19 protein-coding genes are annotated in these 20734 nt (G+C 73.1%); 8 read left to right on the plus strand and 11 right to left on the minus strand.

The features are described 5' to 3' along the window. Positions 1–24 precede the first annotated feature (24 nt). From ASG49_RS13125 to ASG49_RS13135, 3 genes are all read right to left on the minus strand, one after another. Entirely contained in the window at positions 25–1605 is a 1581-nt protein-coding gene (locus tag ASG49_RS13125; RefSeq protein WP_082534125.1) for a signal peptidase I, read from the minus strand. A 46-nt stretch (positions 1606–1651) separates the two neighbouring features. Further along, positions 1652–2269 carry a TasA family protein gene (locus ASG49_RS13130; RefSeq protein WP_056542617.1) on the minus strand — a complete coding sequence of 206 codons (618 nt, stop codon included), beginning with the start codon at positions 2267–2269 and terminating at the stop codon, positions 1652–1654. Positions 2270–2476: 207 nt separating this feature from the next. Continuing rightward, entirely contained in the window at positions 2477–3883 is a 1407-nt protein-coding gene (locus ASG49_RS13135) for an MFS transporter (protein ID WP_056542618.1), read from the minus strand. 70 nt (positions 3884–3953) lie between these two features. Here ASG49_RS13135 and ASG49_RS13140 point away from each other — a divergent pair, with 70 nt between their 5' ends. The 4 genes from ASG49_RS13140 to ASG49_RS13155 all read left to right on the plus strand — a co-directional run bounded on the left by ASG49_RS13140 (position 3954) and on the right by ASG49_RS13155 (position 7426). After that, entirely contained in the window at positions 3954–4373 is a 420-nt protein-coding gene (locus ASG49_RS13140; RefSeq protein WP_056542619.1) for a helix-turn-helix domain-containing protein, read from the plus strand. Further along, positions 4370–4909 carry a PaaI family thioesterase gene (locus ASG49_RS13145; RefSeq protein ID WP_056542620.1) on the plus strand — a complete coding sequence of 180 codons (540 nt, stop codon included), beginning with the start codon at positions 4370–4372 and terminating at the stop codon, positions 4907–4909. Before ASG49_RS13140 ends, ASG49_RS13145 begins: the two co-directional genes overlap by 4 nt. A 28-nt stretch (positions 4910–4937) precedes the next feature. Further along, on the plus strand, positions 4938–5414 hold the full coding sequence (locus ASG49_RS13150; RefSeq protein ID WP_056542625.1) for a DUF4385 domain-containing protein: 477 nt from the start codon (positions 4938–4940) through the stop codon (positions 5412–5414). 89 nt (positions 5415–5503) lie between these two features. Continuing rightward, a complete protein-coding gene (locus tag ASG49_RS13155; RefSeq protein WP_200936338.1) occupies positions 5504–7426 on the plus strand; it encodes a M13 family metallopeptidase in 1923 nt (640 codons plus the stop codon). A 184-nt stretch (positions 7427–7610) separates the two neighbouring features. On the opposite strand, the gene ASG49_RS13160 is transcribed toward ASG49_RS13155, so the two are convergent. The 7 genes from ASG49_RS13160 to ASG49_RS13190 form a co-directional block, all read right to left on the minus strand. Continuing rightward, a complete protein-coding gene (locus ASG49_RS13160; protein ID WP_056542629.1) occupies positions 7611–8660 on the minus strand; it encodes a hypothetical protein in 1050 nt (349 codons plus the stop codon). A 174-nt stretch (positions 8661–8834) separates the two neighbouring features. Further along, positions 8835–9731 carry a methylenetetrahydrofolate reductase gene (locus ASG49_RS13165; protein ID WP_200936318.1) on the minus strand — a complete coding sequence of 299 codons (897 nt, stop codon included), beginning with the start codon at positions 9729–9731 and terminating at the stop codon, positions 8835–8837. Next, on the minus strand, positions 9719–10402 hold the full coding sequence (locus ASG49_RS13170; RefSeq protein WP_082534126.1) for a DUF1638 domain-containing protein: 684 nt from the start codon (positions 10400–10402) through the stop codon (positions 9719–9721). Before ASG49_RS13170 ends, ASG49_RS13165 begins: the two co-directional genes overlap by 13 nt. Continuing rightward, positions 10335–12269: an ASKHA domain-containing protein gene (locus ASG49_RS13175; RefSeq protein WP_200936319.1), complete on the minus strand. Its 1935-nt coding sequence runs from the start codon at positions 12267–12269 to the stop codon at positions 10335–10337. Before ASG49_RS13175 ends, ASG49_RS13170 begins: the two co-directional genes overlap by 68 nt. Then, positions 12266–13201 (minus strand): dihydropteroate synthase, encoded by a 936-nt coding sequence (locus ASG49_RS13180; RefSeq protein ID WP_056542632.1) that lies wholly within the window; start codon positions 13199–13201, stop codon positions 12266–12268. The genes ASG49_RS13175 and ASG49_RS13180 overlap by 4 nt, the downstream gene beginning before the upstream one ends. Next, positions 13201–13866, minus strand: a complete 666-nt coding sequence (locus tag ASG49_RS13185) for a corrinoid protein (protein ID WP_056542634.1) — start codon at positions 13864–13866, stop codon at positions 13201–13203. Before ASG49_RS13185 ends, ASG49_RS13180 begins: the two co-directional genes overlap by 1 nt. Next, positions 13863–14645 (minus strand): IclR family transcriptional regulator, encoded by a 783-nt coding sequence (locus tag ASG49_RS13190; protein WP_056542635.1) that lies wholly within the window; start codon positions 14643–14645, stop codon positions 13863–13865. Before ASG49_RS13190 ends, ASG49_RS13185 begins: the two co-directional genes overlap by 4 nt. Positions 14646–14842: 197 nt before the next feature. Between ASG49_RS13190 and ASG49_RS13195 the strand changes: the two genes are divergently transcribed. The 3 genes from ASG49_RS13195 (at position 14843) to ASG49_RS13205 (ending at position 19106) form a co-directional block, all read left to right on the plus strand. Continuing rightward, positions 14843–16303, plus strand: a complete 1461-nt coding sequence (locus ASG49_RS13195; protein WP_056542636.1) for a trimethylamine methyltransferase family protein — start codon at positions 14843–14845, stop codon at positions 16301–16303. Continuing rightward, on the plus strand, positions 16303–17199 hold the full coding sequence (gene purU, locus ASG49_RS13200) for a formyltetrahydrofolate deformylase (RefSeq protein ID WP_056542637.1): 897 nt from the start codon (positions 16303–16305) through the stop codon (positions 17197–17199). The genes ASG49_RS13195 and purU overlap by 1 nt, the downstream gene beginning before the upstream one ends. Positions 17200–17282: 83 nt before the next feature. After that, complete coding sequence (locus tag ASG49_RS13205) at positions 17283–19106, plus strand: cell wall metabolism sensor histidine kinase WalK (RefSeq protein WP_056542638.1); 1824 nt, start codon at positions 17283–17285, stop codon at positions 19104–19106. A gap of 19 nt (positions 19107–19125) precedes the next feature. On the opposite strand, the gene ASG49_RS13210 is transcribed toward ASG49_RS13205, so the two are convergent. After that, on the minus strand, positions 19126–19797 hold the full coding sequence (locus tag ASG49_RS13210) for a ribonuclease H (RefSeq protein WP_082534161.1): 672 nt from the start codon (positions 19795–19797) through the stop codon (positions 19126–19128). A gap of 78 nt (positions 19798–19875) precedes the next feature. Between ASG49_RS13210 and ASG49_RS13215 the strand changes: the two genes are divergently transcribed. Next, positions 19876–20670, plus strand: coding sequence for an IclR family transcriptional regulator (locus tag ASG49_RS13215; RefSeq protein WP_056542640.1), 795 nt, complete (start codon positions 19876–19878; stop codon positions 20668–20670). Positions 20671–20734: the final 64 nt, after the last annotated feature.

Consider the following 20734-nt stretch of genomic DNA (forward strand, 5'->3'; position numbering starts at 1 on the left):
AAACAGTCAAGCCTGTCTGTTTTGTCAGCGACCCGCCGCGGCGTAGTGGGCCTGGATCCGGGTCCCGGCCAGGGCCGTGCCGTAGACCGCGACCTCGTCGACCAGGCCGGACAGGGCGCCCGTCCCGGTGGGGGCGTTGGCGTAGCCGGTCAGGCTGCCCCCTCCCACCCGCCAGTAGCCGTTGTTGAGGACGGGCTTGCCCTTGAGGCCCGTCCCCTGGGACTGGCCGTCGACGTAGAGCGTCGCGTCGAGGTTGCCGTTGCCGTCCAGCACGCCCGCGACGTGGTGCCACCTGCCGTCGTTGAGCAGTGCCCTGCTGGAGGCGACGACCTTGCCGTCGACGCCGAGGCGCAGGCGGCCGTCGGGCGAGAGGTAGAGGACGCGGTCGAGGGCCGACGGGTCGGCGGCGCCGCCCGTGCTCCCGAGTCCGACGAGCAGACCCCCGGTGCCGGAGCTCGTTCTGAACCACGCCTCGACGGTGAAGCGGGCCGTCTGGGTCGAGGTCGGGTTGTCCTCCACCAGGGTCGCCGCGGTGAACACGGCCGAGCGCGACGACGGCTCCGAGGGCACGCCGCTCTCGGTCCCGCGGGTCCAGGACCCCCGCAGCGTGCCCGGGTCGGCGGCACCCGTCGCGGAGTCGGCCACGGTGGCGCCGGAGAGCTCGTCGAGCCGCCAGTACAGGAGCGGACCGTCGGCCCGCACCGCGTCGGGGTAGGCACCGCTGTCGAAGAGCGCGGCGGCCGCGAAGCTGTTGGCGGGGTTGGACGTGGTCGCCGACAGGGCGGCGTACGTCGTCTGGGTGGTCAGCGCGGTGGCGACGAGCGCCCCCAGGCCGGCCGCGGCCAGGCCGAGCAGACGGGGCCGACGTGCACCGGACACCTGCGCCGAGCGGGTGACGACACGTCCGCCGTGTCGCGCCGCCCGCGCGCGGAGGTCCGCGCGGCGGCGCTCGGCGTCCGCCCCGAGGACGCCGAGCCCGGCGTCCCGGTCGTCGGGAGCGTCGTCGTCCACATCGTCGTCGGCGTCGGCGTCGACGTCGGGATCGGCGAACCTGAGCGGCGCGGTCGCGGCGAGAGCGAGGAGGAGCAGCATCGTGACGGTGATGCCGACGGGCGCGAGCTGCCCCTGGGCCGTCCAGGTGACCGGGAGCCCGACGAGGGGGACCCGGAGCGCGGCCACGCCCAGGACGTCGTCCGGGTCGACCGGGGTCGAGTCGGGGGCGTCGTTGGCGTCGCCCTGGGTGACGAGCCTCCCGTCCTCGTCGAGGCGCAGGAAGCGGTGGGTGCGGGTCTTCTCGGGGTGGTCGGGGTCGGTGACGGTGACGATCCGCCCCTCGGTGAGGGCGCTCGGGTCGACCGGACGGTCGACGACCACGTCGCCGACGTGGATCCGGGGCATCATCGAGCCGGACATGATCACCCGGGGCGACCACCCCAGGACCGCCGGCAGCAGCGACCAGACCACGAGCGAGAGCACCACCGCGAGGGCGGCCCGCGAGCCGGCGACCAGCATCACCCGTGACCAGGCCGGGTCCCCGGCCGGCGCCGCGTCAGCGGACGCCGGGCCGGGGGCCGGACGCTGGAGAGGGAGGTGGATGGTGCTCATGGCTCGCTTCCTGGGGTCCCGAGACGGAGGGTGCTGTGCGGGTCGGTCAGCTGGTGCTCTGCGTCTCCCAGGTGAGGCCGATCGCCGCGGTCGCGGTCTGGTAGGCGTTGCCCGCGCTGCTGGCGAAGGTGTAGGTGACCTTGTAGGACTTGCTCTCGGTGGCGGGGCTGGTGACACCGGCCGGCGACCAGGTGCCGACGCCGGAGGCGTAGTCGGTCTTGCCCGCGGCGAACGCGGAGAGCGTGCCGTTGAAGACGGTCGCGGCCGGGGCGGTGTCGGCGACGAAGCCGGCGCAGGCGGCGTCGGTGGCACCGGCGCCCTCCTGCACGGTCAGGTTGATGACGTCGCCCAGGCTCTTGGTCGAGGTGAAGCCGGTGCCGTAGAGCTTGACGTTGGAGGCCACCGAGCCGGTCGAGGTGACGGTGATGCAGCGCGAGAGCGTGGCGCCGGGCTTGAGGTTGGTGGCGTTGAACAGCGCCGTGCCGGAGTCGTTGTCGGCGAGCTTGACCGTGCCGGTCGACCAGTTGCTGGTCGGGTTCGCCGTGGTGTCGGAGAACGCGGCGTACGTCGACTGCCAGACCAGCGCGCCGGAGGCGATCACGGCGACCGGGACGGACGCGGCGGCGACGAGGCGCTTGTGGCGGAAAGCGGAGCGAACAGACATTGGGATTCCCCCTCCAGGAAGCGACCCGCGGTGGTGCGGGCCGGTTCGAGAAGGGTGACGCCTCAACCATCGACATCTCTACTCGAAATGGTGCATCGGGCCCATAGCCGCTTGAAGTGTCTATATGGGACTAGACCGGCGGGTGGTTTACGCGGCAACTTCCCGACAGATCTGCACGAATACCTGAACAACGAGCGCAGGCCTGCTTCACTGGTGGGCCGCTCGGCGCCGCGACACCAGCAGCACGGCCGCCGCCCCCGCCCAGGACAGGCCCGCGGAGACCAGGACGGCCACGCTCCAGCCGGCCACCAGCCCGTCCGGGGTCGCAGCACCGCCGGCGTGCTGCGTCAGGACCGTGAACAGCGTGATGCCGGAGGCCGCGCCCAGGTAACGGGCGGTGTTGTTGGTCCCGCTGCCCATCGCCGCCCGGTCACGCGGCACCGACGCCACCGCCTCCCGACCCAGCACCGCGTTGAGCACCCCGCTCGCGAGACCGGCGACGACCATCGAGGGCAGCAGCCGCCACGGTGAGGAGTCGCCCGCCAGCCCGAGACCCAGGAGCTGGCCGGCCCCGACCACGGCCAGACCGGCCGCGATCGTCGGGCCACCCACGAGGGGGCGTCGCCACCGCCGCAGCAGCAGCGAGGAGACGACGCTGGTCGCGGACCAGACGACGACCAGCCAGGTCGCGACCCACAGGCTCCCGCCCAGCCCGACCTGCACCAGCAACGGGACGTTGGAGGTCATGCCGATGATGCCGAGGCCCACCGCGAGCGCCCCCGCGGTGGCCGCGAGGAAGCCGGGCTGCCGCAGCAGCGCGAGCTCGACCATGGGCTCGCGCACCCGAGCCTCCACCAGCGCGAACGACCCGAGGGCCAGGGCCGCCGCGACGAGGAGCCCGACCACGACGCCGGACACGCCCCCACGCACCTGGGTCAGCCCCGCGACGAGCAGGGTGAGGCCCAGCCCGAGCAGGACGGCCCCGGGCAGGTCCAGCCGCCGCGGGTGCGCCGCGGCCGACTCGGTGAGTCCCCGCACGCTCGGCAGCGCCAGGGCCAGGGCCGCCGCGCCCGTGAGGGCGTAGGTCTCGCGCCACCCGGTGCCGACCTCGAGGCCGGCGGCCAGCAGCGCCCCGGCCGTGATGCCGAGCCCGACGCTCGCCCCCCAGACCCCCGTGGCCCGAGCGCGAGCCGCCGGCTCCGGGAAGGCGTGGGCGAGCACCGCGAGGCCGCAGGACAGCACGGCGGCCCCGCCCAGTCCCTGCACCACCCGTGCCGCGACCAGGACCACGCCCGTCGGGGCGGCGGCGCAGGCGAGCGCCCCGAGCCCCAGGGCGACCAGCCCGGCGACGTACACCCGACGCCGTCCGCGGGCGTCGCCCAGCGCCCCGGCGGAGAGCAGGCCGGCCGCGAGACCCACGCTCATCGAGCTCAGCACCCACGCACGGGTGCCCGGTCCCAGGTCGAGGTCGGCCGCCGTCAGCGGCACGGTGGCCATCGGCGTCACGTAGGTGACCAGCACCAGCGCCGTCCCCAGCGCGACGAGCAGCAGGGTGCGGTCGGGGCGGGTGCCGGCGGCCCGGGTCGGCGTCGTCGGTTTGACATTCGAACTCACCGGGCCGAACCTAGCCTCGAACCCCGTCGACCGCCACCCCCGACCCCACCACCCCCCACACGGAGGCACCGTGACCGCCGTCCCGCTCGCGCAGCTGCCCGGTCGCCCCTGCCCGGTGGCCGCCACCCTCGAGCTGGTGGGCGAGCGCTGGTCGCTGCTCGTGGTCCGCGAGGTCGCCCTCGGCGCGCACCGCTTCGGCGAGATCGTCACCGGCACGGGGGCGCCGCGGGACCGGGTCGCTGCTCGGCTGCGCTCGCTGACCGCGGCGGACGTGCTCGAACGACGGCAGTACCAGTCCGCCCCCGACCGGTTCGACTACCACCTCACCGCCTCGGGTCGGGACCTGCTGCCCGTGCTCACGGCGCTGCTCGTGTGGGGCCGTGACCACGCGGTGGACCCCGACGACCCCGACCGGCACCGCTACCGCGACACCCTGCGGCTGCTGCGCGACCGCACCCCGACGCCCGACCCCACCCAGGAGCCCCGATGACCGAGCCGACCTCCACCGACGAGCCCGACCGGGCCTGGGGCGAGCCGCGCTCGCGCACCGTGACCTGGCACGACCCGCTGCGCTCCGCCGCCGCCGGGCTGGCGCTGCCGGGCCTGGACTACCTGCAGGCGATGGTCGAGGGGCGGATCGCGCCGCCGCCGATCTCGAGCCTGGTGCAGATGGAGCTGGTCAGCGCCGAGCACGGCCGGGTCGAGTTCGCGTGCACGCCGGACGAGTCGGCGTACAACCCGATCGGGGCGGTCCACGGCGGCCTGGTCTGCACCCTCCTCGACTCGGTGGCCGGCTGCGCGCTGCACAGCACGCTGCCGGCGGGCAAGGGCTACACCTCGGTCGAGATCAAGGTCAGCTACCTCAAGGCGGTGCGGGCGACCAGCGGTCGGCTGACCGCGGTCGGCACGGTCGTCAAGGCGGGGTCGCGGGTCGGCTTCACCGAGGGCGTGGTCACCGACGCGTCGGGCGCCGTGGTGGCGACCTGCTCGAGCACGCTGCTCGTCTTCGACCTGCCGACCGGCTGAGACGCGCCGACCTGGGCACTGCGCGGGTGTGAGCGACCCCCGCGATCCCGGCGACGCCCGGGCCCACCCCGAGACCTACCGCGTCGCCCGGGGGGAGCAGGGCGTGCTCACGGTGCAGCCCTACAAGTCCGAGCTGCTCCCGCTGTGGCGCTTCGCCACGCCCGACAAGGCCCGGGAGAGCGCGGCCGCGATCACCGAGCGCTTCCACGCCTACCTCGCGGCGGGCGACGTCGTGGGCGCCGACATGGCGCGGAAGTACCTCCAGATGGGCTTCACCCGGTCGCGGCGCTACGCCAACCACCCCGGCGGCAAGAAGTACGACGGCCCGGTGCCCGCCGACAAGCGGGGGCAGAGCGGCTCCCACGGCCGCGCCGAGCTGCCCCGCGGGCCGGAGGACCCCGTCAAGGCCGAGTGCGCCCGCATCTTCAAGGCCGCCTGGGACGCCGTGGAGCGGATCGAGGCCTACACGCAGGCGCGCGAGGAGCACCGCCGCCGATTCGGCTGAGCGCGAACGTCGCCCTCGCCGCCCGCGGGCTGTCGGCCCCCGCCGGTAGATTCGACGAGGTGACGATCCTCGACGACGCCCGCGAGGGCATGGACCCCGACATCCGCCCGCAGGACGACCTGTTCGGCCACGTCAACGGCCGGTGGCTCGACACCGCGACCATCCCCGACGACCGCTCCTCGTGGGGCCCGTTCGTGATGCTCGCCGACCAGGCCGAGGAGCACGTCCGCGAGATCGTCGAGGCCTGCGCCCAGGGCCGCATCGAGGGCGAGGAGGCGCGCAAGATCGGCGACCTCTACGCCAGCTTCATGGACGAGGAGCGCGTCGACGAGCTCGGCTACAGCCCGATCGTGCCGCTGCTCGAGCAGGTCGACGCGATCTCCGACCTGGGGTCGTTGTCCCGCTTCCTCGGCTCCTTCGAGCGGCGCGGCGGCGGCGGGCTGTTCGGCTCCTTCGTCGACACCGACGACCGCGACTCCGACCGCTACCTCGTGCAGGTCGGGCAGGGCGGCATCGGGCTGCCCGACGAGAGCTACTACCGCGAGGACAAGCACGCCGAGGTCCGCGACAAGTACGTCGCCTACCTGCGCCGGCTGCTCACCCTGGCCGAGCGGCCCGACGCCGAGGCCACCGCCGCGCGCGTGCTGGCGCTGGAGACACGCATCGCCGAGGGCCACTGGGAGCGCGCGGCCACCCGCGACGTCATCAAGACCTACAACCTGCGCACCCTGGCCGAGCTCGAGACCACCGTGCCGAGCTTCGACTTCACCGCCTGGATCACCGCGCTCGGCGGCGACCGGTCCACGATCGCGGAGACGATCGTGCGGCAGCCGTCCTTCTTCGAGCACCTCGAGGTGGTGCTCGGCGAGTCCGACATCGAGGACTGGAAGGCGTTCCTGACCGTGCGGGCGCTGCGCACCGCCGCGGCCTACCTCTCGGGCGACTTCGTGGAGACCAACTTCGACTTCTACGGCCGCACCCTGTCCGGCACGCCCGAGCTGCGGGCGCGGTGGAAGCGCGGCGTCGCCCTGGTGCAGGGCGCGCTGGGCGAGGCGGTCGGCCGGGAGTACGTCTCCCGCCACTTCCCGCCGCGCTCCAAGGAGCTCATGGACGGCCTCGTGGCCAACCTGCTCGAGGCCTACCGGCAGTCGATCTCCGGCCTGGACTGGATGACCGAGGAGACCAAGGAGCGGGCCTACGACAAGCTCGACACCTTCGTGCCCAAGATCGGCTACCCCGAGAAGTGGCGCGACTACTCCGACCTGGCGATCTCCGCCGACGACCTGCTCGGCAACGTGCTCGCCTCCACGGCCTACGAGACCGACCGCGAGCTGCGCAAGATCGGCGCCCCGGTCGACCGCGACGAGTGGTTCATGCTCCCGCAGACCGTCAACGCCTACTACAACCCCGGCACCAACGAGATCTGCTTCCCCGCGGGCATCCTGCAGAAGCCGTTCTTCGACGCCGAGGCCGACCCGGCCGAGAACTACGGCGGCATCGGCGCGGTCATCGGTCACGAGATCGGCCACGGCTTCGACGACCAGGGCGCGCAGTACGACGGCCACGGCAACCTGAACGACTGGTGGACCCCGGCCGACAAGGCCGCCTTCGAGGTCAAGTCCAAGGCGCTCGTCAGCCAGTACGACGGCTACGAGCCGCGCGACCTCCCGGGCGAGCACGTCAACGGCGCCCTGACGGTCGGCGAGAACATCGGCGACCTCGGCGGCCTCACCATCGCGCTCAAGGCCTACCGGATCTTCCTGGGCGACGACCCGGTCCCCGAGCGCGACGGCCTCACCGGCGTGCAGCGCCTGTTCCTCAACTGGGCCTACGTCTGGCGCACCAAGCGCCGCCAGGAGCTGGCGACGACCTTCCTCGCCACCGACCCCCACTCGCCGCCGGAGTTCCGCGCCAACATCGCCCGCAACCTCGAGGAGTTCCACGAGGCGTTCGAGGTGCAGCCCGGCGACGGCCTCTGGCTCGACGAGGCCGACCGCGTCCGCATCTGGTAGGCCGGGGCACCGCGCGAGGGGGGCGGCCGCGCGAGCGGGCAGTTGCTGCACGCGTGAGGACGCCGACCGGGCAGGTGCTGCACGCTCAAGGACGCCGACCGGGCAGTTGGCGCACGCGTGGGGACGCTGACCGGGCGGTCCTGCTCAGCACGCCCGGGCCTTGTCAGGTCGGTCGCCCCTCACCTCACAGCTGGCCCTGGTCGCTCTCGACGAGGAAGTACGGCGACTCGTCGGCCACCAGCTCCCGCGTCGGGATGACCGGGCTGACCGGCGTGCAGCCGAGCGTCCGCACCTCGCACCTGACCACCTGGCTGGCCTGGAGCGGGTTGACGTCGTCGCGGGCGTCGATGTCCTCGGCGACCCCGAAGAAGGTGTCGTCGTCGACCCACCCGACGAGGGTGAAGTGCTCCCAGGGGGCGTCGATCGGCCTCTGGCGACCGGTCGTCGCGTCGTACGCCACGGCATCGGTGGGCCACCGCCCCGTGTCGAAGAGGGTGGTGCGGTCGGGCGAGAGCACCCCGACGCCGTACACCGCGGAGCCGGCCACCCGCCGGGTCCGACCCTCGCCCCGGATGCCCACCCGGTAGCCGTCGGCGAACCGGGTCTCGGGGTACCCCTCGAAGACGTCGTTGTCCTCGCTGTCCTTCGTCATCGGCCGGATCGAGCCGTCGCCGAGGTCGATGGTGCTGCTGCCGAAGAAGAGCCGCTCGGTGCTGACGCCCTGGAGCAGCGGCATCGTCTCGCTGTAGAGGTCGGCCAGGTCGTCGCTGCCGTCCGGCTCCTCGTCGGGGGTCCGGTAGAGCTGCTCGCCGGTGCGGGTGTCGAAGGCCGCCGCCTGCAGGACGTGGGTGCCGTAGCGGTCGGTCGGGCCGCGCGACTGGTCGACCGTGGCGAAGACCGACCGGTCGGCCGAGACCGCGAGGTTGCCCCAGCCGACGTCCTCGACCCGCTGGGTCTCACCCTCGGCGGAGGTGAACATCAGCGTCCGGCCGCGCATCCAGTAGACGCCCGTGGCGCCGAGGGCGAACTGGTCCACGTCGTCGCCGAGCTCGACGGTGCGCTCACCGACGTGCAGCGTGCCGTCGAGCAGCCAGGCCGGCGCGGTGGCGTCCCAGCGCGTCGGGCCGACCGGGAGCGTGAAGGGCCGGTCCCCCGACGCGCCGCCGACGTCGCCGCACCCGGTGAGCGCCAGGCAGGCGAGGACGCCCCCGACGAGGACCCCGCGCAGCTTCACCGGCTCATCGTGGCACCCGGACGTGGCAGAAGTGCCCGCTCGACGCTCCTGGGCGCACCACAAGTGCCTGGTCGTCGTCCCCACGGTGACCACAAGTGCCCGGTCGACGTCCCCACGGTGACCACAACTGCCCGGTCGGCGCTCCCCGGCGGGCGCGGACTGCCCGGTCGCGCGCTAGGCGAGCTCGGCGAGGAGCTTCTGGCGCCAGGCCTCGGTCTCCGCGACCTGGTTGAAGGTGAAGACGTGGAGGCCCTCGATGCCGGCGGTGGGCTGGGCGGCCACCACCGCGCAGTCGCGCAGGAAGCGTTCGCCGGTGAAGCCGCCCGGGGCGGCGAGGCGAGCGAAGGTGCCCTTGTGCTTGGCCAGGAAGCGGGTGGACTCCCCCACCCCGATCTTGGTCGCCATGGTCAGCAGCTTGGCCCGGTCGATCGGGCCGGGCATCCCGAGCAGCAGCGGCATCGTGATGCCGCGCAGCCGCATCCGGCCGACCCAGTCGCGGATGGTGGCGGCGTCGAAGGTCAGGTTGCTGACGACGTGGGTGGCGTGGCGCCGCTTGTCCCACATCGCCTGGACGGTCAGGTCGTCGGCGATCGTGGGGTGGCTCTCGGGATAGCCGGCGATGCCGACGTGGGTGAACGGGTCGGCCAGCGTCGCGAGGTCCTCGAGCAGGCTGAAGGCGTCGGTGTAGTCGCCGGCCGGCTCGGCGTCGCCGCCCGGCACGAAGACCGCGGAGATGCCGGCGGCGCGGAGCCGGGCCCGGATGTCGACCAGCTCGGCGTGGTCGCGGACCATGCGGGCGGCGAGGTGGGGCACGACGGCGTACCCGTGGCCGGCGAGGGTCTCGCTCAGCGCCAGCGTCGCCTCGAGCCCCTTGCCCGGCGACGCGGTCACCGTCACCGCGACGTCGGTGGGCACCGCGGCGACCACCTTGTCCTCGGTGGTCGCGGTCGGGAGCACCTCGTAGCGGGCGTGCTCGAGCAGCCGGCGCATGGCCTGCTCCCGGCTCGCCCGGTGGCCGCGCTGGCCGCGCTGGACACGACGTACGCCGGTGGGGATCTTCACGGTGGACACAGGGCCTCCTCGGGGAGCAGCGACCGCAGGGCCAGCATCAGCCCGTCGGTGCCGGTGGTCAGGACCTGCAGCGGCAGCCCGAGGCGGTCCGCGGCATCCAGGGCGAGCGGCCGCAGCTCGGCCAGCTCGGTCGCGTCGTCGCTCTGGGCCAGCCACACGACGCGGGTGTAGTGGCCGAAGTAGGCGTCCAGCAGCTCGGGGTGACGGTCCAGGCCGAGCTCTTGCTCGACGGTCCGCGCGAACGAGCGCACCAGGAAGTCGGTCAGCAGGTAGGTGCCCGGCTGGTCCTCGAGGAGGGTCTCGACGCGGATCGCCCCGGCGAAGACGTCGTAGCAGTGCAGGCCGGCCAGGCGGCGTACGTCGAGCCGCTCGCACACCGCGTCGAGGGCGCCGTAGGTGCCGCAGTCGGCGTACCCCACCACCACCGCGTCGTACGCCGGACGCAGCCGTGCGACGAGGGTCTCCACCTCGCCGGCGATGCGGTCGGGCCGGTTGTGGAGCAGCGGCGGCAGCGGGTGGACGTCGACCGGCCACCCCTGGGCGGAGACGACCCGCGCGGCCGGATGGGCGATCGCCCCGCAGGCGACCAGCGCGGCGCGACCCTCACCCCGGGAAGGAGAGCTGGTCGACGAACCGGTCGTTGAACTCGGGACGGTCCGAGAGCTCGACATACTCCACCTCCTCCAGGAGCGTGGTGGCGCCGACGCGCTCGCGCAGCGACAGCAGCGCCATCTTGGCGCCCTCGCCCGCGACGTTGCCGGCCGAGACGATGCGCAGCACCGGGATCTTGGGCACCAGGCCGATCCGGATCGCGGAGGCGGGCGAGAGGTAGGACCCGAACGACCCGGCGAGCAGCACCTGCTGCACGTCGCCCTGCTCCAGGCCGAGCTGCTCGAGCAGCAGCGCCCAGCCGGTGGCAATGGCGGCCTTGGCGAACTGCAGCTCGCGCACGTCGCGCTGGGAGAGGTAGACGCACTCGGCGACGTCGGTGTCCGGGGCGGGCCGGTGCAGCACGAACACCCGCTCCTCGCCCACCTTGGTCAGCCGGTCGGCGAGCAGCGGCAGCGCGACGGCGGCCTGCTCCTCGGGCACGAACCGGCCCGAGGCGTCGAGCAGACCGACGCGGACCAGCTCGGCGACGGCGTCGACCAGGCCGGAGCCGCACAGGCCGCGGGGCTCGACGTCGCCGATCACCCCGAGCTCCACCGACCCGGCGGCCGGGTCGACCCTGACCACCTCGATCGCCCCGTCGGCGGCGCGCATGCCGCAGCGGATGGCGCCGCCCTCGAAGGCGGGCCCGGCCGGGGCCGCGGTCGAGACGAGGGTGTCGCCGTCGCTGAGCACGATCTCGCAGTTGGTGCCGACGTCGACGAACAGCCGGGTGCGCTTGTCGCGGTCCATGCCCGTGGCGAGCATGCCGGCCACGATGTCGCCGCCGACGTAGGCGCCGAGCGCCGGGAACAGCGCCAGCCGCGCCCGCGGGTGCAGCCGGAGCCCGACCTCGGCCGCCAGCACGACCGGCGGGTGGGCGGTCGGCATCACGAACGGCGCCACCCCGAGCGGCTCGGGGTCGATGCCGAGCAGCAGCGAGGTCATCGTGGCGTTGCCCGCCACGGCGCACTCGTAGACGTGGGTGGGGTCGACGCCGCCCTCGGCGCAGACCTGCTGGGCCAGCTCGTCGAGTGTCGCGGCGGCCAGTCCCTGGAGCCGGTCGAGCGCGTCGGGGTCGAGCATCACCGCGCTGATCCGGGTGATCACGTCACCGCCGAAGGGCTGCTGGGCGTTGAGCCGCGAGGCCACCGCGACCGGGGTGCCGGTGGTGAGGTCGAGCAGCGTCGCCACGACGGTGGTGGTGCCCAGGTCGAAGGCGATGCCGTACGCCGAGCCGGTGGTGTCGCCGGGCTCGACGTCGACCAGCGCCTCGTCGACGACGACGGCGGTGACCGACCAGTCGGCCTCGCGCAGCACCCGACCCAGCCGACGCAGCACCGGCAGGTCGACGGTGACCTCGAGGTCGTCGAGGGCGTCGGTGAGCCGCACCAGGTCGGTGCGCTGGTCGGCCAGTGTGGGCTCGACCAGCTCGACGTGACGCTTCTGCACGGCGGGGCGCAGGATCACCTGGCGCCCGACGCCGACCGTGGCCGCCTTGGGCCGGGTGGTCAGCGGCGGCACCTCGACGGCGAGGTCGCGGGTCGCGGTGGCCAGGCAGGCCAGCCGCCAGCCCTGGTCGAGCTCGCCGTCGGAGAAGGTGCGCCGGTCGTGGCGCGTCACCGGGGTGCCGACGTCGAGCCGCACCTTGCACTTGTGGCAGGTGCCGTGGCCGCCGCAGGTGGAGTCGATCGCGATGCCGTTCCACGACGCCGAGTCGAAGACCGTGACCCCCGTGGGCACGCGGACGGTGCGGTTATGCCCGTCGACGACGGTGAACGCGAGCTGCACCCGCCCGGTGCCGTCGTGGATCGGGGTCGGGGCGCCCGGCGTCTCCATCAGCCCCTCGCGGCCGATGGCGTCGAGGTCGACGTCCGGGCCGGCGCTCACGCCGTCACGGCCGCTTCCCCGGCCGATGCCTGGGCCGACTTCTGGGCCGACTTCGCCGCCGCCTGGGCGGCGCGGGCGCGCGAGATCCACGCCATGCCCCACTCGTCGTGACCCAGGAGCAGGTCGGCGGCGCGGACGGCGGAGACGACGCTCGGCGTGCGGGCGTCCATGATCGCGCTGGAGAGCCCGGCGGTCATGGCCATCGCGAGCCAGGCGCCGTTGAGCTCGTGGCGCCCGGGCATGCCGAAGGAGACGTTGGAGGCGCCACAGGTCATGTTCATGCCCCAGCGCTCGCGGATGCCGCGCATCGTCTCCAGCGTCGAGAGCCCGGTGGCCTGGTCGGCGCCGATCGGCATCGCCAGCGGGTCGATGACGATGTCCTCGATCGCGATGCCGTACTCCTGGGTCGCGACGCGCACGATCTTCTCCACCAGCAGGAGGCGCTTCTCGGCCTCCATCGGGATCTCGTCGACGTCGTTGGGCAGCGCGACGACCGCGGCGTCGTACTTCTTCACCAGCGGCAGCACCTGCTCAAGGCGCTCGTCCTCGGCGGTGATCGAGTTGACCAGCGCCCGGCCCTGGTAGACCGACAGGCCCGCCTCCAGCGCCTCGACGACCGAGGAGTCGATGCAGATCGGCAGGTCGGTCAGGTCCTGGACCATCCGGATGACCTTCGCCAGCAGCTCGGCCTCGTCGACGAGCGGGACGCCCATGTTGATGTCGAGAACGTCGGCGCCGCCCTCGACCTGGGCCTTGACGTCCCGCTCGACCGCGGAGAGGTCGCCGGCCTTGATCTGGTCCTGGAAGATCCGGCGCCCCGTGGGGTTCAGGCGCTCGCCGATGATGCAGAACGGCCGGTCGCTGCCGATCACGAACTCGCGCGTGGCCGAACGGATGGTGGTGTGCAGCGGGGCTGCCAGCTCGCCCGACATCAGGCGAGCACCTTTGAGCGCTTCTCCTGGAGCAGGGACTTGGCCTTGCGCACGCAGCCCGAGGCGTCAGCGGCGTAGCCGTCGGCACCGACCGCGTCGGCGTACTCCTGGGTGACCGGCGCGCCGCCCACCATCACGATCACGTCGTCGCGCATGCCGGCCTTCTGGAGCGCGTTGATGTTGGCCTTGAACATCGGCATCGTCGTGGTGAGGAACGCCGAGAAGCCGACGATGTCGGGCTGGTGCTCCTGGATCTTGGCGATGAAGGTCTCCGGCGCCACCTGCACGCCGAGGTCGATCACCTCGAACCCGGCGCCCTCGAGCATGATGTTGACGAGGTTCTTGCCGATGTCGTGGACGTCGCCCTTGACGGTGCCCATGAGGAACTTGCCCACGGTCTCGACGCCGGTCTCGGCCAGCAGCGGCCGCAGCACCTCCATCGCGCCGGCCATCGCGCGCCCGGCGATGAGCATCTCGGGGACGAAGTAGTCGCCGCGCTCGAAGCGGGCGCCGACCTCCTCCAGGGACGGGATCAGGGCGTCGAAGAGCAGCGACTGGGGCTCCATCTCCATCGCCAGGGCCTCGTGGGTCAGCTCGAGGACCCGCGGGCCGTTGCCGAGCAGGGTCTCGTCGTAGAGCCCCTTGAGGATCTCGTCGGGTGTCATGTCGCGCCTTCCGTGGGGGTGCCGGGCTGGAGCCGCCTCGAGAGCGTCCGGGCGTGGTGGACCAGGAGCTGTCCGACCTCCTCGGCGCGCTGCTCCAGCCGCGCCGTGGGACCGGACACACCGACCGCGGCGACCACGTCGTCGTCGGGGCCGAAGACAGGGGCGGCGACGCCGGAGAGCCCGATCTCGAGCTCGTCGTGGGTGACGGCGTAGCCGTGCTCGCGCACCCACTCCAGGTCCCACTCGAGGTCGGATCGCAGCGTGATGGTCTGGTCGGTCGGGGCGGCCAGACGGCCCTCGGGCAGCTCGACCTGCTTCCAGGCGAGCAGCACCTTGCCGAGCGCCGAGCAGTGGAGCGGCACCTCGACGTCGTTCCAGTTCACCGCGCCCAGCAGGTAGGTGCCGTCGACCTGGGCGACGTGCTCGAGCCGGCCACCGTTGGCCACGGCCAGGTGGGAGGTCTCGCGGGTCTCCTCGCCCAGCTGCTCGAGCATCGGCAGCGCGAGCCGGGCCAGCTGCTGGGTGCGGTCGTGGCGGGCGGCGTAGAGCACGAAGAGCGGGCCGCCGCGGTAGGCCCCGGGACCGGTGCGCTCGACCAGGCGGCCGCGCTCCAGCGCGGCGAGCAGCCGGGAGGTGGTCGAGCGGGCCAGCCCGAACTCCTCGGTGAGCTCACCGAAGGTGACCGGGCCGTCGGCCTCGACGATGCGCGTCAGCAGGGCGGCGGCGCGGTCGACCGCCTGGGTCCCGCTGGTGCCCTCGCCACTCCGGTCGCCCGTCACGCTTGACCGCCCTCCGCGGCTAGGTCCAAGGTTGTCCCACGCGGGATTCCCATGATGTGGATCACGTTGACCACATGGTGAGGCTAGGTTTTCCGTGTCGTCACGGTCAAGCACCCACCCCGCGTCGGTCTCGGCGCCGTCCGCCCGATCCGCCCCCGCCAGTCCTGCCAGCCCCGCCACCGCCTTCGAGGAGCCGCATGTTCCGCAACCGGATGCCCCACTACGAGGTGCTCTCCGCCGACGCCATGGCCACGCTCGACAAGGGCTGGCGCCGGCTGGTCTCGGAGCTGGGCGTGGAGTTCATGAGCCAGCGCGCGCTCGACCTGCTCGCCGCCGAGGGCCAGCAGGTCGAGGGCGACAACGTGAAGTTCGACCCCGACTGGATCCTGGCCCAGGTCGCGAAGGCGCCCCGCGAGTTCGACCTGCAGGCCCGCAACCCCGAGCACACCGTCCACGTCGGCGGCGACGCGATGGCCTTCGGCGCGGTCTACGGCCCGCCGTTCGTCCGGCAGGGCGACGTACGCCGCGACGCGACGATGGAGGACTTCCGCAACTTCACCAAGCTGGCCCAGGTCTTCCCGGTCCTCGACTCCGCGGGCGGCGTGATCTGCGAGCCCAACGACACCCCGCTCGACAGCCGCCACCTCGACATGACCTACGCGCTGGCCACGCTGACCGACAAGCCGTTCATGGGCAACGTCGTCTCGGGCCCCAACGCCCGCGACACCATCGAGCTGACCTCGATCCTGCTCGGCGGGTCGGCGGGCCGCGAGGCCGGCCGGGCCAGCATGGAGCAGACCCCGGCGCTGATCTCGCTGATCAACTGCAACTCCCCGCTGCGGTGGGACGACCGGATGCTCGACTCGCTCTTCGAGTACGCCGAGGCCAACCAGGCCGTCGTGCTCACGCCGTTCATCCTGATGGGCGCGATGTCGCCGGTGACCATCCCGGCGGCGCTGGTGCAGCAGATCGCCGAGGCGCTGACCGGCATCGCGCTGGCGCAGACCATCCGCCCGGGCTGCCCGGTCGTGTTCGGGTCGTTCCTGTCCAACATCGACATGCAGTCGGGATCGCCCACCTTCGGCACGCCCGAGTCGGGCATGGGCCTGCTCTGCACCGGTCAGATCGCACGCCACTTCGGGCTGCCGTTCCGCTCCGGCGGCACGCTGACCTCCTCGCAGGTGCCGGACGCGCAGGCCGGCTACGAGGCGCTGATGACGCTGCTGCCGACCTTCCTGGCCGGCACCAACTGGGTGATGCACTCGGCCGGCTGGCTCGAGGGCGGCCTGGTCGCGGGCTACGAGAAGTTCATCGTCGACGTCGAGCTGCTGCAGATGATGCGCGCCGAGTTCACCCCGCTCGAGATCGACGAGGCCTCGCTGGCGTTCGGCGCCCACGAGGAGGTCGGCGCGGGCGGCCACTTCCTGGGCGCGATGCACACCATGGAGCGGTTCCGCACCTGCTTCTACCGGCCGCTGCTGTCCTCCTCGGAGAACTACGAGAAGTGGTCGCGCAACGGCGGGCTGGACGCCGCGGCCCGCGCCTCGAAGATCTACGCCGACCGGCTGGAGTCCTACGAGCAGCCGCCCCTCGACGAGGCCGTCCGGGAGGAGATGGAAGAGTTCGTCGTACGCCGTCGCAAGGAGCTCGGGGACTGATGGTCACACCTGCGTCCACCAACGCCGGACCACCGTCCGGCGACTTCGTGCTCGCGCTCGACTGCCCCGACCGGCCCGGCATCGTGCACGCGGTCACGGGCTTCCTGGTGCGCCACGGCGGCAACATCGTGGAGAGCCAGCAGTTCGGCGACCGGCTCAACGGGCGCTTCTTCATGCGCATCGACTTCGCGATGACCACGCCGCCCCGGGACCGGCCGACGGTGGAGCAGCTGCGGACGGACTTCGCCGCGGTGGCCGAGACGTTCGAGATGACCTTCGAGCTGTGGGACGCGGTGACGCCGTACCGCACCCTGATCATGGTCAGCAAGCACCTGCACTGCCTCAACGACCTGCTCTTCCGGCACTCGACCGGGTCGCTGCACGTGGACATCCCGGTGGTGGTCTCCAACCACCGCGACGCCGAGCCGCTGGTGCGCTCCCACGGCCTGGAGTTCCGCCACATCCCGGTCACGGCGGCGAGCAAGGCCGACGCCGAGGCCGAGCTGATGGCCCTGCACGAGGAGCTCGACATCCACCTCGTGGTGCTGGCGCGCTACATGCAGGTGCTCTCCGACGACGTCTGCCGCCGACTCTCGGGCCAGGCGATCAACATCCACCACTCGTTCCTGCCGAGCTTCAAGGGCGCCAAGCCCTACCACCAGGCCTTCGACCGCGGCGTGAAGCTCATCGGCGCGACCGCGCACTACGTCACCGCCGACCTCGACGAGGGCCCCATCATCGAGCAGGACGTCATCCGCGTCGACCACAACCACGACCAGGACCAGCTGGTCGCGGCCGGTCGCGACGTCGAGGCCGCGGTGCTCTCGCGGGCCGTGCGCTGGCACAGCGAGTCGCGGGTGCGCCTCGACGGCCACCGCACGGTGGTCTTCCGCTGACGGCCCGGCCGGTGGGCTAGCGCGACTGTCCTATTCAGGGCATTTAAGAGGTTTCATCCGCTTCGGGGTGGGAACGTACCTCCATGCCGTCGCCGCGCCTCCGGGCGTCCCCGGGCCTCGACCGGGCCGTGCTGCGGCTCGGTGCGGCCCTCGTCGGGTCGCTGCTCGTGCTGTCGTGCGTCGTCATCCTCGGTGGGCAGTCGTGGGGCCCGGTGAACAGCGACTCGGTCGGCGTCCTGGCCGCCGCGCTCGCCTCGGTCTGCGCGTCGTACGCCGCCCTGCGCAACACCGGCCCGATGCGACTGTCCTGGCTGCTGTTTGCGCTGATGATCCTGCTCAACACCGTGGCGGCGTCGTACTGGCTCGCCGACGGCGGCTCCGACGGCACCCGCTCGCTGTCCTGGTCCGACGCGCTCTACCTCGCCGCGGTCGTGCCCGCGGGCGTCGCACTGCTGCGCTACCCGATGGCGAGCGGCCTGCGGCGCGCCTGGCGACCGGCGCTGCTCGACGGCCTGGTGGTGGCCTCCTCGACGCTGCTGCTCAGCATGGCGCTCGGCCTGAGCGAGGTGGCGCGGACCCTGACCGGCACCCGCGCCTTCGTGTTCCTGGTCTACCCCGTGATGGACGTCGTCATCATGTCGCTGCTGGTCGTGCTGCTGCTCCGCACGGCCGGACGGCTGCGCGTCGACGTCGTGCTGATCGCCTCCACCTTCGCCGTCTTCGCGGTCGCCGACCTGGGCTTCGCGCTGAGCAGCGTGCGCGACGAGCAGCTGGGCGACGCCTACCTGCTGGGGTACGTCGTGGCCGCGCTCCTGCTCGCCGGCTCCGCGCTGGCCGCCGCGACGCTCGAGACCCGCGTCCGCCGGCTGCTGCCCCACCTCACCGGGCCGGTCGCCCCGCTGCTGCCCGACCTCGCCGCCTTCGCCGCGCTCGGCGTCGCCGTGGTCGCCGGCGTCAGCGACACCGCGCAGGCGGTCCTGGTCGCGCTCGTCCTCGGGATCACCGGCCTGCGCCAGGTGCTGCTGACCACCACCAACCTGCGGCTGCGCGGCGACCTCGAGCGCCGCGTCGCCGACCGCACCCAGGAGCTGGAGCAGCTCACCGCCGAGCACCGGCGCCTGGACGCCATGAAGCAGGAGTTCGTCTCCGCCGTCAGCCACGAGCTGCGCACCCCGCTCACCGCCATCCGCGGCTCGCTCGAGCTGCTGGCCGACGGCGATGCCGGCGAGCTGCCCGCCCCCGCCCGGCCGGTGGTGGAGATGGCCGCGCGAGGCAGCGAACGGCTGTCCCGACTGGTCGACGACATCATCGACCTCGAGCGTCTCGAGAGCGGCGAGTTCGGCGTCCACCCCGCCCCGCACGACCTGCTCCCGCTGCTGGCCGACGCCGTCGGGTCGCTGAGCGTGCTGGCGTGCGACGCCGGCGTCGTGGTCCGGATCGCCGCCTGCCCCGCCCGGGTCGTGTGCGACGGCGACCGGATCACCCAGGCGCTGGTCAACCTGGTCGGCAACGCCCTGAAGTTCACCCCGCCCGGCGGCACCGTCACCGTCGACGCCCGCCGCACGGGCGAGGCCCTGCTGGTCTCGGTCGCCGACACGGGTCGGGGCATCCCCCCGGGCGAGCTCGAGGCCGTCTTCGACCGCTTCCACCAGGTCGAGCCCGACGACGCCCGGCAGCAGTCCGGCACCGGTCTCGGGCTCTCCATCACGCGCCGCATCGTCGAGGCCAACGGCGGCCGCATCTGGGCCGAGAGCGAGCCGGGCGTCGGCTCGAGGTTCTCCTTCACGCTGCCGCTCGCGGACGACGGCGCTGCCGGCGGGTCGGACGTCGGGTCCGTCCCCCACCCCGTCGCCACAGCGGGCCCGGGTCCGCTGCTGCGGGTCGCGGTCGGCCTGGTCGGGCCCTGACCCGCGGCCGCAGGCTGCCTCAGCCCGCCTGGTGGCTCGCCTCGACGGCCAGCCGGTCGACGAGGTCGTTCATCGGGTGTCCGGAGTGGCCCTTGACCCAGCGGAACGACACGTCGCCGCGCTCCTCGACCAGGTCGATCAGCGGCTCCCACAGGTCGCGGTTGGCCACCGGCTTCTTGGCCGAGTTGACCCAGCCGCGCGAGCGCCAGCCGACCCACCACCCGTTCTTGAAGCAGTTCACGACGTACGTCGAGTCGCTAACCACCACCAGCGGCCCCGGCAGCGCCACGATCGCCTCGTAGGCCGCCCGCACCTCCATCCGCTGGTTGGTGGTCGCCGGGTCGTGGCCCGATCCCTGCGGCCCGTCCTGCACCGCCCACGCCCAGCCGCCGGGGCCGGGATTGCCCCGGCACGCGCCGTCGGTGAACGCGACCGTGGTGCCGGCCGGCACCGGCTCGTCGGCCGTCTGCACCATCGGGACGCGCTTCGCGGTCCGCTTCGCGGCCTTCGCGGCCGGGGCCTTGGCGGGGGCCTTGGCCAGGGCCTTCGCAGGCGCGTCGCTGTCGGTCGGGGCCGCGCCCGCACAGGCGGCGTGGACCCAGGCGGAGCCGTCGGCGGAGCGCACGATCTCCTCGCCGGGCGCGATCCGGGTCGGGCAGGCGGCGCACCGGGTGGCGTACTTGGCGAGCATGGGCGCCATTGTGTCGCCCCGCCCCACCACCCACGCACCCACCTGGCGGAGTTGCGCGATGAGGTCTAGGTTCGCGCCATGAGCAACACGGCATCGGACGAGGAGCTGCTGCCGGCCGCCCCGGGGGGCGTGCAGTCCGTCGACCGGGCACTGCGGATCCTCGAGATCCTGGCACGCTCGGGCGAGTCGGGGGTGACCGAGGTCGCCGCGGCCCTCGCGGTGCACAAGAGCACCGCCTTCCGGCTGGTGGCCACGCTGGAGCAGCACGGGCTGGTCGAGCAGGTCGAGGGCCGGGGCAAGTACCGCCTCGGGGTCGGCCTGCTCCGTCTCGCCGGGGCCACCAGCGCCCGGCTCGACGTGGTGCAGGAGGCCCGGCCGCTGTGCAAGCAGCTGGCCACCGCGACCGGGGAGACGGTCAACCTGGCCACGCTCAGCGGCGGGTCGGCGCTCTACCTCGACCAGGTGGCCGGACCGAGCGCGCTGCAGCCGCACAACTGGGTGGGGCAGCACATCCCGCTGCACGCCACCAGCAACGGCAAGGTGCTGATGGCCTGGCTCGAGGACGACGAGCTCAAGCAGCTGCTGGGCCGGCTGCCGTCGTACACCGGGCTGACCATCACCTCGCGGGCCGCGCTGCGCAAGGAGCTGGAGCTGGTCCGCGAGCAGGGCTACGCCCTCGCCGTCGACGAGCTCGAGGTCGGCCTGGCCGCGGCCGCGGCGCCGGTGCGCAACGCCCACGGTGACGTCGTCTGCTCGGTGAGCGTCTCGGGACCGACCTTCCGGCTGACCGACGAGCGGATGCCACACGTGCTCCCGCTGCTGGTCGAGGCGGCCGACGAGCTCTCCCACCGCCTCGGCTGGGGCGCCCGGTGAAGCGCCCGGCGAGACGCCCGGTGGGGCGCCGGGGCCGGGGGCGGCTCGGTCTGCACCGCGACCA

It is taken from the genome of Marmoricola sp. Leaf446, from assembly GCF_001424755.1.
GTDB lineage: Bacteria > Actinomycetota > Actinomycetes > Propionibacteriales > Nocardioidaceae > Marmoricola.